The sequence below is a fragment of the Sporosarcina sp. JAI121 genome (assembly GCF_013408665.1).
Classification (GTDB): Bacteria; Bacillota; Bacilli; order Bacillales_A; family Planococcaceae; genus Sporosarcina.
The window spans coordinates 1332743-1348971 of record NZ_JACCCL010000001.1; the positions used below are offsets into that span (position 1 = coordinate 1332743).

Annotated in this window: 17 protein-coding genes; 16 read left to right on the forward strand and 1 reads right to left on the reverse strand. The window is 43.8% G+C overall.

What is annotated here, in order from left to right; all coding sequences use genetic code 11:
- Positions 1 to 6: 6 nt before the first annotated feature.
- From HDC33_RS06210 to HDC33_RS06230, 5 genes are all read left to right on the forward strand, one after another.
- Positions 7 to 1047 (forward strand): YpbB family protein, encoded by a 1041-nt coding sequence (locus HDC33_RS06210; protein WP_179391616.1) that lies wholly within the window; start codon positions 7 to 9, stop codon positions 1045 to 1047.
- Positions 1047 to 2483: a RecQ family ATP-dependent DNA helicase gene (locus HDC33_RS06215; protein WP_179391617.1), complete on the forward strand. Its 1437-nt coding sequence runs from the start codon at positions 1047 to 1049 to the stop codon at positions 2481 to 2483. Before HDC33_RS06210 ends, HDC33_RS06215 begins: the two co-directional genes overlap by 1 nt.
- A gap of 274 nt (positions 2484 to 2757) precedes the next feature.
- The gene (locus tag HDC33_RS06220; protein WP_179391618.1) at positions 2758 to 3447 is read left to right on the forward strand and encodes a LysM peptidoglycan-binding domain-containing protein; all 690 of its coding nucleotides are present in this window, start codon (positions 2758 to 2760) and stop codon (positions 3445 to 3447) included.
- A 67-nt stretch (positions 3448 to 3514) separates the two neighbouring features.
- Complete coding sequence (locus tag HDC33_RS06225; RefSeq protein ID WP_179391619.1) at positions 3515 to 4291, forward strand: metallophosphoesterase; 777 nt, start codon at positions 3515 to 3517, stop codon at positions 4289 to 4291.
- Positions 4292 to 4317: 26 nt separating this feature from the next.
- The gene (locus HDC33_RS06230) at positions 4318 to 5280 is read left to right on the forward strand and encodes a YpdA family putative bacillithiol disulfide reductase (protein ID WP_179391620.1); all 963 of its coding nucleotides are present in this window, start codon (positions 4318 to 4320) and stop codon (positions 5278 to 5280) included.
- A gap of 94 nt (positions 5281 to 5374) precedes the next feature.
- Here the strand turns inward: HDC33_RS06230 and HDC33_RS06235 are convergent, their stop codons facing one another.
- Entirely contained in the window at positions 5375 to 6313 is a 939-nt protein-coding gene (locus tag HDC33_RS06235) for an asparaginase (protein ID WP_255457309.1), read from the reverse strand.
- A 60-nt stretch (positions 6314 to 6373) separates the two neighbouring features.
- Here HDC33_RS06235 and prsW point away from each other — a divergent pair, with 60 nt between their 5' ends.
- The 11 genes from prsW (at position 6374) to HDC33_RS06290 (ending at position 16169) form a co-directional block, all read left to right on the forward strand.
- Positions 6374 to 7057: a glutamic-type intramembrane protease PrsW gene (gene prsW, locus HDC33_RS06240; protein ID WP_179391622.1), complete on the forward strand. Its 684-nt coding sequence runs from the start codon at positions 6374 to 6376 to the stop codon at positions 7055 to 7057.
- A 74-nt stretch (positions 7058 to 7131) separates the two neighbouring features.
- Complete coding sequence (gene sleB, locus HDC33_RS06245) at positions 7132 to 7923, forward strand: spore cortex-lytic enzyme (protein ID WP_179391623.1); 792 nt, start codon at positions 7132 to 7134, stop codon at positions 7921 to 7923.
- A gap of 96 nt (positions 7924 to 8019) precedes the next feature.
- On the forward strand, positions 8020 to 9306 hold the full coding sequence (locus HDC33_RS06250; RefSeq protein ID WP_179391624.1) for a PepSY1/2 domain-containing protein: 1287 nt from the start codon (positions 8020 to 8022) through the stop codon (positions 9304 to 9306).
- 114 nt (positions 9307 to 9420) lie between these two features.
- Positions 9421 to 10062 carry a flagellar brake protein gene (locus HDC33_RS16790; protein WP_179391625.1) on the forward strand — a complete coding sequence of 214 codons (642 nt, stop codon included), beginning with the start codon at positions 9421 to 9423 and terminating at the stop codon, positions 10060 to 10062.
- Between the two features lie 135 nt (positions 10063 to 10197).
- On the forward strand, positions 10198 to 10875 hold the full coding sequence (cmk, locus tag HDC33_RS06260) for a (d)CMP kinase (protein ID WP_179391626.1): 678 nt from the start codon (positions 10198 to 10200) through the stop codon (positions 10873 to 10875).
- Complete coding sequence (locus HDC33_RS06265; RefSeq protein ID WP_179391627.1) at positions 10872 to 11453, forward strand: lysophospholipid acyltransferase family protein; 582 nt, start codon at positions 10872 to 10874, stop codon at positions 11451 to 11453. The genes cmk and HDC33_RS06265 overlap by 4 nt, the downstream gene beginning before the upstream one ends.
- Before the next feature lie 82 nt (positions 11454 to 11535).
- Positions 11536 to 12684: a 30S ribosomal protein S1 gene (gene rpsA / locus HDC33_RS06270; protein ID WP_179391628.1), complete on the forward strand. Its 1149-nt coding sequence runs from the start codon at positions 11536 to 11538 to the stop codon at positions 12682 to 12684.
- 173 nt (positions 12685 to 12857) lie between these two features.
- On the forward strand, positions 12858 to 14168 hold the full coding sequence (gene der / locus HDC33_RS06275; RefSeq protein ID WP_179391629.1) for a ribosome biogenesis GTPase Der: 1311 nt from the start codon (positions 12858 to 12860) through the stop codon (positions 14166 to 14168).
- Between the two features lie 29 nt (positions 14169 to 14197).
- Positions 14198 to 15220: an NAD(P)H-dependent glycerol-3-phosphate dehydrogenase gene (locus HDC33_RS06280; protein WP_179391630.1), complete on the forward strand. Its 1023-nt coding sequence runs from the start codon at positions 14198 to 14200 to the stop codon at positions 15218 to 15220.
- 29 nt (positions 15221 to 15249) lie between these two features.
- Positions 15250 to 15453 carry a DUF2768 domain-containing protein gene (locus HDC33_RS06285; protein WP_179391631.1) on the forward strand — a complete coding sequence of 68 codons (204 nt, stop codon included), beginning with the start codon at positions 15250 to 15252 and terminating at the stop codon, positions 15451 to 15453.
- Positions 15454 to 15458: 5 nt separating this feature from the next.
- Entirely contained in the window at positions 15459 to 16169 is a 711-nt protein-coding gene (locus tag HDC33_RS06290) for a hypothetical protein (RefSeq protein ID WP_370457414.1), read from the forward strand.
- The last annotated feature ends 60 nt before the right edge of the window (positions 16170 to 16229 follow it).

Genomic DNA, 16229 nt, shown 5'->3' on the forward strand with positions numbered 1-16229 from the left:
TTCAAAATGAATCTATCTTCAATACTAGTAACCATCATAAGCAGAATAGATGGGGAACGCAAGATTTATGCCGGATTTCACTTATTGCGTGGCAAACGATCGGGCCAAACTTTGCAAGATGTCGAGTATTACGGACTAAAAGAGTTCTTTGGCATATTGCCGAAACTATCGATTGAACGTTTTGATGAGGCGGTTAAACAATTGGTCGATGCCGGATTCATTTCCACTATGGATGATTCATTTGTCAGACTGACCGAAAAAGGACGCGACATAGTTACTGAAATTCCTTCTTTCCGATTTAACGGCTGGGATTACAGAGGAGGGGAAACGATATTCTTTGGAAGGTTATCGCTGATGGTTCAGACGGTATCTCATTTCAAGGCAGGGGAAAAGTCGTTCATGCCTGTACAAAAAGACCGCGATATCCAGTATTTCGTTAAATCGCTATTACATAATCGACCGATTGGCGATCCTGCATTTGCAGGGGAGATCGGCAAGGAACTTCGGCTTTGCATCACCCGAAGTGGAATCAATGATAAACAAAAAATAATTATCACCCATCGATTAAGCGGATTCGGTCTGACCGGATGGACGTGGGATCAATTGGGGGATAATCTGAAACTAAATCCATTCGATGTCCGTCTATTGTTTATAGAAGCCCTTCATATGCTGCTCGCTGTCATCACCAAGTCCTCCGATTTGCCCTTATTGCGAAAAATAGCTGAAAGTGTCAAGGTATCGACTTATTTGACTGATTCCTCGGTAAAAACGAAACAACTTTTCAATCAAGGCTTGTCCCTTGAAGATATTGTAGCAGCGCGTAACTTGAAAACGAGTACGATAGAAGATCACTTCGTCGAAATGTCCATAAATGATTCCGATTTCCCCCTAACTGATTTTGTGTCTGATGGGGACATTGAAGCGGTCATCGAAAAAGTGAAGGAAATGGGAACTAGGAGGCTTCGATTGCTGAAATCCGAATTCGAAGCGTTATCCTATTTTCAGCTGCGTCTTATTTTAGGTGCGCGGACGGGAGTGGTAAACTGATGGAAATTCACGGGATATTAAAAGGGAAATTCGGCTTCGATCAATTTAGGACGGGACAGGAGGCTGTCATCCGTGATGTGATTGCAGGCAAAGATACACTTGCGATTTTACCTACCGGTAGTGGAAAGTCGCTTTGCTATCAATTGCCTGCGTATGTTCTTGAAGGAACGGTCTTGATTATATCGCCGCTCGTCGCGTTGATGGAAGACCAGGTGGCCATTATGAAAAAGAATGGAGAAAAACGGGTTGTTGCTTTGAACTCGTTCCTCTCTTATTCGGATAAAAACCGGATTTTGGGCGAGTTGGACCGATATAAATTCATTTTCATTTCACCTGAAATGCTGTTGCAACAAAATGTGGCTTTACGACTTCGAAGTATCAACCTATCGTTATTTGTAGTCGATGAAGCGCATTGTATCTCCCAATGGGGATTCGATTTCCGACCGGATTATTTACGCATCGGTGAGCTGTTCGAGGGACTGGCGCGCCCGGGTATTTTGGCACTTACTGCAACAGCAGACGACAAAGTGAAAAATGACATTTGCCGATATTTAAGGCTTCAAGCGCCTGCCGTCCATCAGCAATCGCTGGACCGTCCTGCTATTTCTTATTCGATTATCAAAGTAGATAATGGGATGATGAAAACGGAATGGATCACGAACCGGATTTCATCTACTCCGGGACCTGGGATCATTTACGTCGCGTCGCGAAAAAGGGCAGATGAATTATCCTCCCTACTCCAGGAGGAAGGGATTTCGGTTGCATCCTATCACGCCGGAAAGGAACAGGAAGATCGTGCTTTCATTCAAGAACAATTCATCACAGGTGAAATAGGTTGGATATGTGCTACAAATGCATTCGGAATGGGTATACATAAGAATAATATCCGTCAGGTGATCCATGAACATATACCACACGCCATTTCAAGCTACATACAGGAAGTGGGCCGGGCGGGCCGCGATGGTGAACAATCGCAGGCTACAATGCTGTATTCGGATGACGACGAAGGAAGAACCCGTTTTATTGTTCAAGATGATATTCCCCAGGAAGATGAAATTCGGAATTATGAAAGTCTGCTGGCCGCTAACATACCACCCGATGAAGCCGCTGATCTGGCACGAATTAGCGAAACGGGAAGACGTATCATAGACTATTACACTGAACGTATGTCTATGGAAGATGTCATTAGCCGAATGAAAGAATTACTACGTGAAAAAGAGATGCAATTGCAGAAGATACTTCGGCTGATCCGGTCGGAAACATGCATCCGTGAAGAAATTTTAGGTTTTTTTGGCGAGGAATCTGTAGAGAAGCCGAAATATTGCTGTTCTGCCTGCGGAACTGCAGAGGTTCATTGGCATATCGGACAGCAACCGATCACTTTTGATAAACGAATGATGGATTGGGAGGAAAGGCTTAATGGACTTCTTGGATAACAGTTCTGTTATCAATTTGACTTCATTCAGCAAAAGTACGCCTACTGACCCGTGGAACTCAGGCTAAGTTCACCGCATCCTGAAGCAACATTGAGGAATGAATTGCAATACCTCCTCGGATCAAAACCTTCTACGGACGCCACAAATTTTGAGGGGTATCAATTGTGCGCGCTTAATTCAAAATCTAAGCGTAATTACAGCAAGGTGTATTTGATTTTCACGACAAAATTCGTCATAATGAAAGAATAGCACGATGCGATAGGAGAATGTGGCGATGAAAAAAGATGATTACAAGACTGAATTCGAAGAGCACAGGAAGGAAATCAGCTTAGACGAAGATCACGGTGTTGACAACCTTCCATCGCGCGCTGAATTGCACAGGAAAGGTCGGAAGCCAAAGAAGAAATCCGGTCATATGATGATTAATGTTATCCTCGGTCTGTTTACGCTCATTCCAGTACTCATTTTAGTATATTTCATTTCCGATTTTTATAACCCGAGCGATCGTACGTCAGCAAAAGGTGGGGAATCGGGTATACGCTTCGAAACAAGCGATAAAACAGCCGATAAAAAGACAGAAGCGACTGACAAGGAAATCGCATTGAATGACAAGGCGGATGACAATAGTACGGATAGTAAAGAAGAAGAAAATAGTGCGGAGAAATCAGAGGTGGAGTCGAAGGAAGTGCAGAAACCGGTAGTGAATGTCAATCCGGCGCCTGTTGAAAAACCTGAAGTGAAACCTGTAGTGAAACCGGAAACCAAACCGGAAAAGAAAGTGGAGCCGGAAAAGAAACCAGATCCCAAACCGGCATCGAAATCACATACAGTGGCCAGTAATGAAAACCTGTACCGTATTTCCCTGAAATATTATGGCAATGGTTCAGGTGTCGAAAAAATCAAAAGTGCGAACGGTTTATCTTCGAATGAAATCAGGGTCGGACAGACGTTGGTTATTCCTTAATAAAACAACAGAATGGTGAACTGGGCAAAGTATGCTTGCTTTGCCTTTTTCTAATGAAAGGTGGCGCATGATTACGGTAAATAAAACAATAGGTACATTAGTTTCACTTATGATTGGATTCATTGGATTCATGTTCGTTAGTGCCAGAAGAAGGAATGTGATTCATCATAGCCTGGATATTGTCGGTGAAGAACTTCAAGGCAAAAGCTTATCGGTTTTTTTTATATCAGATATTCATCGGCGTAAAATCGACGATAAGCTACTTGCAAAAGTTCAAACCGTGCGGGCCATCGATATTGTCATCATCGGCGGCGATTTGGCTGAAAGCGGTGTACCGCTAACACGTATAGCGGAAAATATCCGTAAGCTTGCACAACTGGGTCCGGTATTTTATATTTGGGGCAATAATGACCGTGAGGCTGGAGAACAAGAAATTAGAGATATTATTACCCGTAACGGCGGAAAAGTCCTGGATAATGAAAATGTTACTATCCCCGGACATCCAAGTTGGGGGATAGCTGGAACGGATGACCCATCAAGCGGGAATGTCGATATTGATGCGGCTCTCCGTTATATTGATAAGTATGAGAACGTTATTTTTGTTACACATACACCTTCGCTGTTCCGGAAGGTGGAGCAAATGTATCAGCCGCGAATAATGCTTGCGGGCCATACACACGGCGGGCAAATCCGGTTTGGTAAATTCGGTTTGCAGGAAAAAGGTACGTTCCGTAAAGAAAATGGCAGGGCGAAACTTATCAGCAACGGGTATGGAACGACTACATTGCCATTGCGGCTGGGCGCTCCACCGGAATGTCACGTAATTGCCATCAGATATGTGTAAGTGTACTAAGGGAGTGTTTTAATATAATGATACAAAAAGATGTAATTGTGGTAGGGGGAGGTCCATGCGGCCTTTCTGCGGCGATAGAATTGCGAAAGATAGGACTCGAAGTTCTTGTCATTGAAAAAGGCAATCTAGTCAATTCGATTTATCATTATCCTACGCACCAAACCTTTTTCAGTTCAAGCATGAAGTTATCAATTGGTGATATTCCATTCATCACCGCCAAAGATAAACCAAAGCGTAATGATGCGCTTGTTTATTATCGAAAAGTTGCAGAACTGAAAGAAATCCCTATCAATAGTTTTGAAAAAGTGGAAGATGTTCAGAAGGAAAATTCGGGATTCCGGGTTTTGACGAATAAAGGAGAATATCTTGCGACGAATGTAGTGGTCGCGACGGGTTATTACGATAATCCGAATCAACTCGGTATTGAAGGCGAGAATCTTCCCAACGTCTTCCATTACTTCAAGGAAGCACATCCTTTCTTCAGAAAAAAAGTCATCGTCATCGGAGGGAAGAACTCTTCAATCGACGCCGCTTTGGAATTGGAACGTGCCGGAGCGTCGGTTACCGTAGTCTATCGCGGTTCCGACTATTCACCAAGCGTCAAACCATGGATATTGCCCGCATTTGATAGTCTCGTACGAAGCGGTGAAATCGACATGCATTTTAATGCGAATGTCGTCAAAATTACCGTAGATACTGTCTTAATAGAAAAAGATGGCGTCTTGTACGAGGCTGAAAATGATTACGTTTTTGCGATGGTCGGTTACCATCCTGACCATACTTTCCTTAGAAAACTCGGTATTTCGATTGAAGAGGAAAGTGGACGTCCTAGTTTTGACGAAGAAACAATGGAATCAAATGTTAAAGGGCTTTATATTGCAGGTGTTATTGCCGCTGGAAATAATGCCAATGAGATTTTTATCGAAAATGGAAAGTTTCATGGCGGGATAATTGCTGAAGCAATCAAAAAAACAAAATAAAGTGCAGGTACAGAAAAAAGGTTCCTCTTTGTCCCGGTCCAACCGGATTGAAGAGGAGCCTTTTATGTTATAGGTATAAGGGTCGACTAGTATCCTATTCTGAACAAAGTTCCAGCAATAGTTTCAGCCGCGCTTTCTGTCCACTCAGTCCGTTTTCAAACCGCACGCCCATATCTTTCAGCATCTTACCTCCGCCTTCATACGCATAAATGTCCTGTGCGATGCCGTTAAAGCAACGGGAAACGAGAATGACGGGAAGACCTTCGGTAAGCAGACCTCTGATTCCAGTGGCCAGATTAGGCGGGACATTTCCTTGGCCTAGCCCTTCAAGTACAACGCCGTCATAGCCGAGCGCAGAAATTGTAGTGAGCAAGTCGGCCTCCATCCCTGCATAGACTTTAAACATTGCAACTTTTTTGCTGATTTTCTCGATAGGCAGATACGTTCTTGATAAGGGGGCATGATGGAAATGAATAGCTGCCTTCGTCACGATGCCGATAGGTCCAAATTGGGGACTTTGGAATGTGGACACACTGCTGCTATGCGTCTTCGTCACGTTGGTCGCAGTATGGATCTCATCATTCAGGACGACTAGGACGCCCTTGCCGTTTGCATCATCTGCAGCGGCAACCCTGACGGCAGACATCAGGTTATAAACGCCATCCGATCCGATTTCATTGGATGAGCGCATTGCGCCGGTTAACACAATGGGAATTGTGTAGTCCGTGGTGAGTTCCAGGAAATAGGCAGTCTCTTCAAGAGTATCAGTGCCGTGTGTAATAACTACACCATCAAACGGACTATAATCCATTTTTTCGGTAATTAATGCTTTAAGCTCTAACATCCTTTCCGGTGTTATATGTGGAGAAGGTAAATTGAACGCCTCCACTTCAGTAATATTGGCGAATTTCTGAATGTTATCTATCTCCAAAGCAAGGGGATTCGTCGCACTCAAAATGACACCGCCCGTTTTTGTATCAAATTCCATTGAAATCGTGCCACCCGTATGAATAAGCAGAATGTTTTTCTTCAAATGGACACCTCCTGTTTTAAGGGAATACATGGTATAATATAGCGGATTGGGGGCCTTCCTATGTTCATATTGCTCACTGCAGCGATTGCGCCGGGATTGGCGCTTTTCAGTTATCTTTATTTACGAAAACAAATTGCAAAAGAACCTTCACTTACATTATTCCATACATTCATATATGGGGCTATTATGACTTTCCCGATTTTGTTCATTCAACATGTATTCGAAGAGGAAAACATCTTCTCTAACTACTTCATCAGGAATGTTGTTTTCACGAGCGGCCTTGAAGAGTTTTTTAAATGGTTCATCCTGTTGTTGGCCATTTATCGTCATGTTGAATTTGAAGATGCATATGATGGAATCCTTTATGGCGCTAGCGTATCCTTAGGTTTTGCAACAGTCGAGAATATCATTTATCTGCTGACATTCGGTGCTGATACCGCTTTTCTCCGTGCTCTGCTTCCGGTTTCCAGTCATGCGCTGTTCGGAGTGGTCATGGGTTATTATTTTGGCCGTGCTAAATTTGCAGTGGAGTCAAACATCAATACATATTTGTTTTTAGCGTTGCTAGCTCCATACACTCTGCATTTCATCTATAATGGCATCCTGGCCGTCCACAATTTGTGGCTCTATCTCATAATACCTTTCATGTTGTTCCTTTGGTGGTTTGGTTTGACACGAGTGAAGTATGCCCATACTTTTGCCATGCAGCAATTCAGACGTAAGGCGCGAACAAATAAAAAATGATCCAGCTTTTGCTGGATCATTTTTTATTTGTTAATAATATTGATGATTTTGGACAAACTACCTGAAAAGGAGGAATGAAATTGAAGAAAATAATCATTCGGATGATAACGATCATCCTGCTCCTCGGCTGTGTATATTCCACATCGCCTGGTCAAATAGAGGCGTTCAGTTCCCAGGATATCGCGCGGGGTGCCTTTGGCGATGATGTCATAGAGCTACAGTCGAGACTTCAATATATCGGTTACTATACTGGTACGATAGATGGAACTTTCGGCTATGGAACGTATTGGGCATTACGTAATTTCCAGGATAAGTATGGTCTACCCGTTGATGGAATTGCAGGGTTGAAAACAAGACAAAAACTGATTGAAGTATCACAATACGATGAGAAATACGTGAAAAACAACATGAACAAGGGTAATAAATTTACCTACTATGGAAGCAAGCCGCTCGCATCCCAAGTGGAAAAAGGGACCGGTAAAAAAGAGAATGTCCAGTTGCCTGCAAAGTATTCCGAACAAGATCTTAAACTGATCGCCAATGCCGTTTATGGTGAAGCGAGAGGTGAGCCGTATGAAGGCCAAGTAGCGGTTGCCGCAGTAATCTTGAATCGGATCGAACACCCCGATTTTCCTGATACAGTTGGAGGCGTCATATTTCAGCCGCTTGCATTTACTGCAGTTGCCGACGGACAAATCTGGCTGACGCCCAATGAGCGTGCGAAAGAGGCGGTGCTGGACGCCATTAATGGCTGGGACCCTTCCGAAAATGCCATTTATTACTTTAATCCCATTACCGCAACAAGCGAGTGGATCTGGTCGCGTCCGCAAATTAAAAAAATCGGGCTACACATCTTTTGCAGATGATGACACATTGGACAGAAGAAACACTTGACGACGAGAGGAGGACAGGGCAAAAAGTAGCGGGAATGATTATGGATTCCAGCGATAGTTTGCCGATTTATGAAAAAACTGATTTTTGTACTCGTATATTCAGTAGCAGCACTTTCAATCTTTTCGTATGGGAAATCCGTAGAAAATGAGCAGCTTTCAATTGCTTTAAGTGGACAATATGCCAGTAAGATGACGGATGCGTCAGCGAAACTGGAAGAATTGGATACAGCGGTGAAAAAGACGTTATTATTCAATGAAGCAGATGGTTCTTCAAAAGCGCGAGAGGATATTTGGCGACTGTCATCCGATATTAAAAACTCTGTATCTTCCTTACCGATGGATCCGAGCTTTTCGACATCATGGATGAATTATCTTGGGCGACTTGGTAATTTTGCGAAGGATGCTAATCATGCAACCGACAATGCAGAGTATCACCGTGTGATGAAGCTGGCTTCCAAAAACCTCCGTTCAATGGCGGATGAGTGGGGAGTCGCAACCGCAGACATGGTGGGCGGCGGACTATCGATAGACGGCTGGAAAAAAAGATTGGATGCTGATGAATCGAGCCATGATTGGGCCGGGATGGGTACCACTGTTAAGCAATATACAGAGAGTGATTTCCCCCTGACGGCAAGCGAGTCGGACTCTATGAAGAAAAAAGACTTGAAAGAAATGAAAGATCCAAAAGTGACACGGGATGAAGCGGTTGTCAAATTTAAAAAGCTGTTTCCTTACTTGTCAAACGAAACAATCGGTGTAGAGGAGAGTAAGCCTGGCTCCCCGTATCCGTTTTATCACATTCGTTTCGCGGAAGAGGAGTCGATCGGTTACATTGACATTACGGAAAAAGGCGGTCACGTGCTTTCATTTCTTGCTGAAAGACCTTTCGGAAAAGAAAGTCTCCCGTTTGAGGATCTTAAAAAGAAAGCGGAGTCATTTTTAAAAGATGCGGGATATAAAGACCTTGTTTACGAAGAGGCAAGGGAAAATAATACAGCATGGCATATGGTGTATGTAAGGGTGGAACCAAAATATGGTGCAAAAGTATTTTCGGATACAATCCATTTAAAAATCGCGAAAGATAACGGCGGTATTGTGGGACTGGATGCCTCTGAGTATATACGAAAAGAAAAGACCGAACAGCAACCGATTACGCAAAAAGATTGGAAGAAATTTTTCCACTCCGGCGTCACGATTGTTAAAGAAGAATATGCTTATGTAGAAAATGAACATTTGGAACAGCGTTTGACACATTATTTTACGGTTACATTAGATGAAAATGGAAAAATAGGTACGTATGCGGTAGTGGTCGATACGGAAACGTCTGAAGTGATTAAAACCGAGAAATTGCAGTAAAATAGCCATTGGAATTTCCATCACGCCATGACATAATAGGTCTAAGAAGAGCTGAAGGTTCTATTATAGCATCTGAAGCTGGACCGTATGACATGAAGATGGCGGGTGTGAAAAGTGCTACTTTCGATCGGGACGATTATTGTTATCGACAAAGACTTTACAAAGGACAGTGAAAAGTTTAAAAGTAAAGTGGTCGATATGAGTGAAGGATTTGTGATGATCGATTATCCAACCCATATCGAAACGGGACGGACTGCGTTTTTCATTGATGGAACGCAACTGATTGTAAATTTTACGGATAGCAAGAAAATGTCCTATACATTTCGGACTGAAGTGGGCGGTCGGCTCAATAAAGGGATTCCGATGCTTAAATTAACCTATCCCGGTGACGAGCAGCTGATTAAAATTCAACGGCGTCAATTTGTAAGAGTGGATACAGCAATCGATATTGCCGTAGAGAGAAATGGCCGCTTCAGTCAATACGTAGCAGCAGATCTCAGTGCCGGCGGTGTCGCACTCTTGCTGCCGAAGGAGTCATCCCTAACTGCTGAAGAGGTTTTATCATTAACCATTGTTCTGCCCTTCAACAACCAGGAAATCAGATATATCAAAGCAGTTGCACAAGTAGTCCGGGTATGGGAGAAAGAAGGCAGGATGATTGCCTCGCTAAAGTTTGAAGACATGAACCCGTTTGAGCGTCAATCTATCATCCGGTTCTGTTTTGAACGGCAACTGCAGATGAGGGACCAAAAATAAGTCCGGAAAAGAGGGAGAAGTCTACGTTAATGGGACTTTTCCCTTTTGAATTGACCAATCTTCGGCGAGCTTACCAACGCGCTTACACTTTTCTTATGATATAATGTTTTCGAATTGACTACGGGGGTAGATGAAATGGCTAACAGGATAAAAATTGCAATTGACGGTCCTGCTGCTGCAGGCAAAAGTACAATCGCCAAAATTACAGCCGAGAAATTGGGCTATCTGTATATCGATACAGGTGCTATGTACCGCGCGCTTACGCATAAGGCACTCGTCAACGATATAAATACCGGTGACGGAGAAGAACTAGAAAGATTGCTGGCACAGACCGATATTGTTCTATTGCCCTCACCGCAAGGTCAAGCGGTACTTGTAGATGGGCAAGACGTGACGGAAGACATCCGTTCACAACTCGTCACTGCCAGCGTCTCAGCTATCGCCGCGCATAACGGTGTCCGCCGGCTCATGGTCGATAAGCAACGACAATTAGCTGAACGGGCCGGTGTGGTGATGGATGGTCGTGATATCGGGACAGCTGTATTGCCCGACGCGGAATTGAAAATTTTCATGACAGCTTCTGTTGAAGAAAGAGCGATGCGCCGTCATATTGAAAATGAAAAGCGCGGCTTCACAACTTCCCTTGAACAATTAAAGGCTGAAATCAGCGAGCGTGACCGAGCGGATAGCGAAAGGGATATATCGCCGCTGCGACAAGCGGAAGACGCTGTTCTCATCGATACGACTGCAATGTCGATTGAGGAAGCAGCGGATAAAATCAGTGAACTTGCAGAAAAGAGGATAAGCTTATGAACTTATACCCGCTAGGCAAGTTTCTATGCAGTACAATTCTTTATCCGCTCTATAGAATTAAAGTGATCGGCACAGAAAATTTCCCGAAAGAAGGGGGCGTTCTTCTCTGCACGAACCACATTGAAAACGTAGATCCTCCTGTCGTCGGCATTACTTGTCCGCGTCCTGTCCACTTCATGGCGAAAGAAGAGCTGTTCAAAATGCCGGTGTTAAAAAGTGTTCTTCCCAACGTAAATGCATATCCGGTGAAACGAGGTATGAGTGACAGGGAAGCTTTTCGGAATACATTGAAAATCCTTAAATCCGGTAAGGTTGTCGGAATGTTTCCAGAAGGGACGAGAAGTAAATCTGGTGAAATCGGTAAAGGGCTTGCTGGAGCCGGTTTCTTTGCTCTCAAAGGCGATGCAGTTGTAGTTCCATGTGCAATCATAGGACCTTACAAAGCGTTTAGAAGATTGAAAGTCGTCTATGGAAAACCGCTTGATTTGACAACTTATCGTGAAAATCGGACCTCGGCTGAGGAAGTGACGGAAGTCATCATGAATGAAATTAAAAAACTTCTCGAACAAAATAAATGAAGAAGATAAGGGTAATTTTTTGTTATTATGAATAGATTCGCATAATATAGAAGTAGGATTCTTTATGAAGGAGGACTACATAATGACTGAAGACATGAACTTGGAAAAAGCGAACATCTACAATGAGGGTGACCGTGTTACTGGAAAAGTGACGAAAATTGAAGAGAAATCAGTGACAGTCGAAATTGCAGGAGCACCATTCGATGGAGTCATTCCAATCAGTGAACTATCTAGCCTACACATTGAAAAGGCTGGGGATGCAGTTGCGGAAGGCGACGAACTTGAATTGATCATCATGAAAGTGGAAGAGGACAACTATGTCCTTTCGAAACGGAAAGTCGACGCGGACGATGCATGGGATTCCCTTGAAGAGAAATTCAATACGAAAGAGACTATCGAAACAGAAGTGAAAGACGTCGTAAAAGGCGGACTTGTTGTCGATCTTGGTGTCCGCGGATTCATCCCGGCATCCCTCGTCGAAGATCACTTCGTCGAATCCTTTGAAGACTATAAAGGGCGTGTCATGACATTTAAAATCGTTGAAATGGACAAAGAGAAAAATCGGTTAATCCTTTCTCACCGTGCAGTTATCCAAGAGGAAAAAGAATCGCAAAAAGGTGAAGTTCTGGATAGACTCAATGAAGGAGAAGTCCTAGCGGGGACAGTTCAACGTATTGCGGCATTTGGTGCATTCGTCGATATCGGCGGCGTAGACGGACTTGTCCATATCTCACAACTGTCGCATGATCACGTCGAAAAAGTTTCCGATGTCCTAAAAGAAGGCGACAAAGTAAAAGTGAAAGTGTTATCGATAGACCGGGATTCGGAACGGATTTCCCTATCCATCAAAGACACATTGCCTGGACCGTGGGAAGAAATTGAAGAAAAAGCCCAGGTAGGTTCAACACTCGAAGGAACTGTGAAACGACTCGTTTCTTATGGAGCATTCGTTGAAGTGTTCCCGGGTGTCGAAGGATTAGTCCATATTTCGCGTATTTCCCACCAGCACATCGGAACTCCGAATGAAGTGTTGCAAGAAGGCCAAAAAATCGATGTGAAGGTTCTGGAAGTCAACACTCAAGATAAACGTTTATCATTAAGCATCAAAGATCTTATTAAAAAAGAAGACAGCAACGCCTATGGAGACTATGTAATGCCAGAAGAAGCATCTGGATTCTCGATGAGCGATGTCATCGGAGATCAACTGAAGAAATTTTCGAATAAAGAATGAAAGTCGTAAAATGTCCTTTTGTGAATAACATATATGAACCGGCGTTTTAACCCTGAACAACAGATGTGTCAATATTATGAATGGACACTTACAAGGATGATGGTGCTTTTACGGGCATCATCGTCTTTTTTTGTGTATAATATGCAGAAGATAAGCTGGAAGGATGTTAGATTATGAATAAACCAACAGTAGCGATCGTCGGTAGGCCGAACGTCGGAAAATCGACAATATTCAACCGAATCGTTGGTGAACGAATTTCAATCGTAGAAGACGTTGCGGGTGTTACACGTGACCGTATTTATAGTTCAGCCGATTGGCTCGCGCATGAGTTCAACCTGATTGATACAGGGGGAATTGATATTGGAGACGAGCCTTTTCTTGAGCAGATTCGTTTACAAGCGGAAATTGCGATTGAAGAAGCGGATGTCATCATTTTCCTCGTGAACGGTCGTGAAGGTGTTACCGATGGTGATGAGCAAGTCGCCAAAATATTGTACAAAACGAAAAAACCGGTTGTTCTTGCAGTTAACAAGGTTGATAACCCGGACATGAGGGATATGATTTATGATTTCTATGCCCTTGGATTCGGAGAACCTTATCCGATTTCGGGAGCACATGGACTAGGTCTCGGGGATCTGCTTGATGCAGTGGCGAACGATTTCCCGGAACCGGGCGATGAAGCTATCGAAGACGATGTTATCCGGTTTTCGTTGATCGGCAGGCCGAATGTCGGAAAATCATCACTCGTCAATGCATTTTTAGGCGAAGAACGGGTCATCGTCAGCAACATACCTGGAACAACGGTGGATGCCATAGATACGGCGTATGAATATGAAGGACAGAAATATAAAATCATCGATACAGCAGGTATGCGAAAAAAAGGAAAAGTATATGAGAATGTTGAGAAATATGCCGTTCTCCGAGCACTGAAGGCGATTGATCGTTCCGATGTTGTGCTCATTGTCATCAATGGAGAAGAAGGTATCCGTGAAATGGACAAGCGAATTGCCGGCTATGCGGAAGATGCAGGAAAAGGCGTAATGTTCGTTGTCAATAAATGGGATGCTGTCGAAAAAGATGATAAGACGATGAATAAATTCATTGCGGATATCCGTGATAATTTCCTATTCCTCGACTATGCACCAATAGCTTTTGTTTCAGCCAAAACGAAACAGCGCGTTACTACTTTGTTTGATAAAGTTAAGTTGATCAGTGAAAACCATTCACTGCGCATCCAGTCAAGCGTGTTGAACGAAGTGATCGAAGACGCGGTTGCGAGAAATCCGGCACCTACTAAAAAGGGGCGTCGACTGCGTATTTACTACGTTACTCAAGTTGCCGTCAAGCCGCCGACTTTCGTCGTTTTTGTCAACGATGTCGAGCTCATGCACTTCTCATATGAACGATTTTTACAAAACCGTCTTCGGGAATCATTTGGTTTCGAAGGAACCCCGATCCGGCTGATTACACGCGCCAGAACCTGATCGGCGTTGAAGGGGAAAGGATGTATGAAATGGAAAAAGTAACTGTTATCGGCGCCGGAAGCTGGGGTACAGCAATCGCTTTTGTCCTTGCTGAAAACGGACATGACTGTTTACTATGGGCGAGGCGTCCCGACCAATCCGCGGAAATCAACGAAAACCATACAAATAATTCATATTTACCGGGCATTTCTTTGCCAGAAAATTTAAAAGCGACATCGGATTTGGAAAAAGCCGTGATGCATGGCGATACCGTCATCATCGCAGTTCCGACAAAAGCGGTTCGCGAAGTCTGTTCCGAACTGAATGAAAGGGAAATCAATCCTAAGCTGATTGTCCATGTTTCTAAAGGCATTGAACCGGATTCGTTGAAACGGATCTCCGAAATGATTGCGGAAGAGCTTGAACCTTCCAAAGCATCGGCTATCGTCGTTCTTTCGGGACCGAGTCATGCCGAAGAAGTTGTTTTGCATCACCCGACGACGGTGACGGCTGCTTCATTTGACTTGGCGGCTGCAGAAAAGGTGCAGGACCTATTCATGAACAATTATTTCCGTGTCTATACGAATCCCGATATTGTTGGTGTCGAAATCGGAGCCGCGCTTAAAAATGTCATTGCATTGGCAGCCGGAATCTCCGATGGACTCGGTTATGGAGATAACGCCAAAGCCGCCCTTATTACGCGCGGTTTGGCGGAGATTTCAAGGCTCGGCGTGAAGATGGGGGCAAATCCCCTGACATTTTCGGGTCTGACAGGTCTTGGAGATTTAATCGTCACATGTACGAGTGTCCATTCCCGTAACTGGAAAGCGGGCAACATGCTTGGGAAAGGGAACAGTCTTGATGAGGTCGTATCAGGCATGGGTATGGTCATAGAAGGGGTCAGGACAGCTAAAGCGGCACATCAGCTTGCTGCCCGGCACGACGTCTCCATGCCGCTCACAGAAGCCTTGTACTCCATCCTGTTTAAGGATATTCCGCCGAAAGTGGCCGTAGATCAGCTGATGACCCGCATGAAGAAGCAGGAAGTCGAAGATCTTTTCGGCAACCGTTAACATTTCATTAGATGAAAGGAGGACTTCCTTTGTCCTCGATTGATAAAATGTGGCTATCGTTCTATGCAATGGGATTCATGGTCATTTCCATGGGTCTTATTTACGCGAGCCGACATAAGCTGCAAAACAAATTATTGAAGTTCCTATTTGCTATAATTGCCTATGCTTTACTGATTTTCTCGTTTTTAGCGATGATTTATCTCGTATTCAATGGGCCGACTGGAGGGGCATGATGAAAATGTCATTCAAAAAAATCGGACTACTACTTATGACATCTATTGTTTTTGTTTTATCGGGCTGTATGTATCCAGCCGAAAAAACAACGGGGCAGGAAATTCCATACGCCGACCAATTGGAATCGATGCAAAAAGCGGTCGATGCCTATCAAGTTGACTCGGGAGGAATGCTACCCATCAAAACGCGGGACCAGGAAACGGACATCTATATTAAATATCCAATCGAATTCTCTAAAGTCGTACCGGCCTATATGGAGAAAATACCTTCCAATGCCTATGAAACAGGAGGTATCTATCAGTATGTCTTGATAGACGTGGAAACTGATCCGACTGTCAAGCTTATCGATCTGCGCTCAGCGGAACGAATCCGTGATTTGAATTTAAGGAAGAACATCAACGGTCGGGTGCCATTCAAGGATCCGATCGGCGATAACGTCTATGCAGTCGATTTTGAAGCGATGGGCTTCAAAGAGGCTTTGACGGTACCAAGTCCATATTCGGAAGCGGTTTTGCCGCTGGTCATCGGCGGGGACGGAATTTTTTATATCGATTATTCGATTGACCTGAACCGAATCTTGAAAGAACTGAAACCGGATGTTAAGCAAGGAGAAGATATCCGTTATCTTCTAACGGATAACTATCCAGTTTTACCGGCTTATTCCTTGCCTTATACAGTCAATGAAAAGAACGAACCGGTCTTTATGAAGAAATGAAAATAAAAAACGTTTCATGCCGTGTGCATGAAACGTTTTTTATTTTCATAAGGTAATATG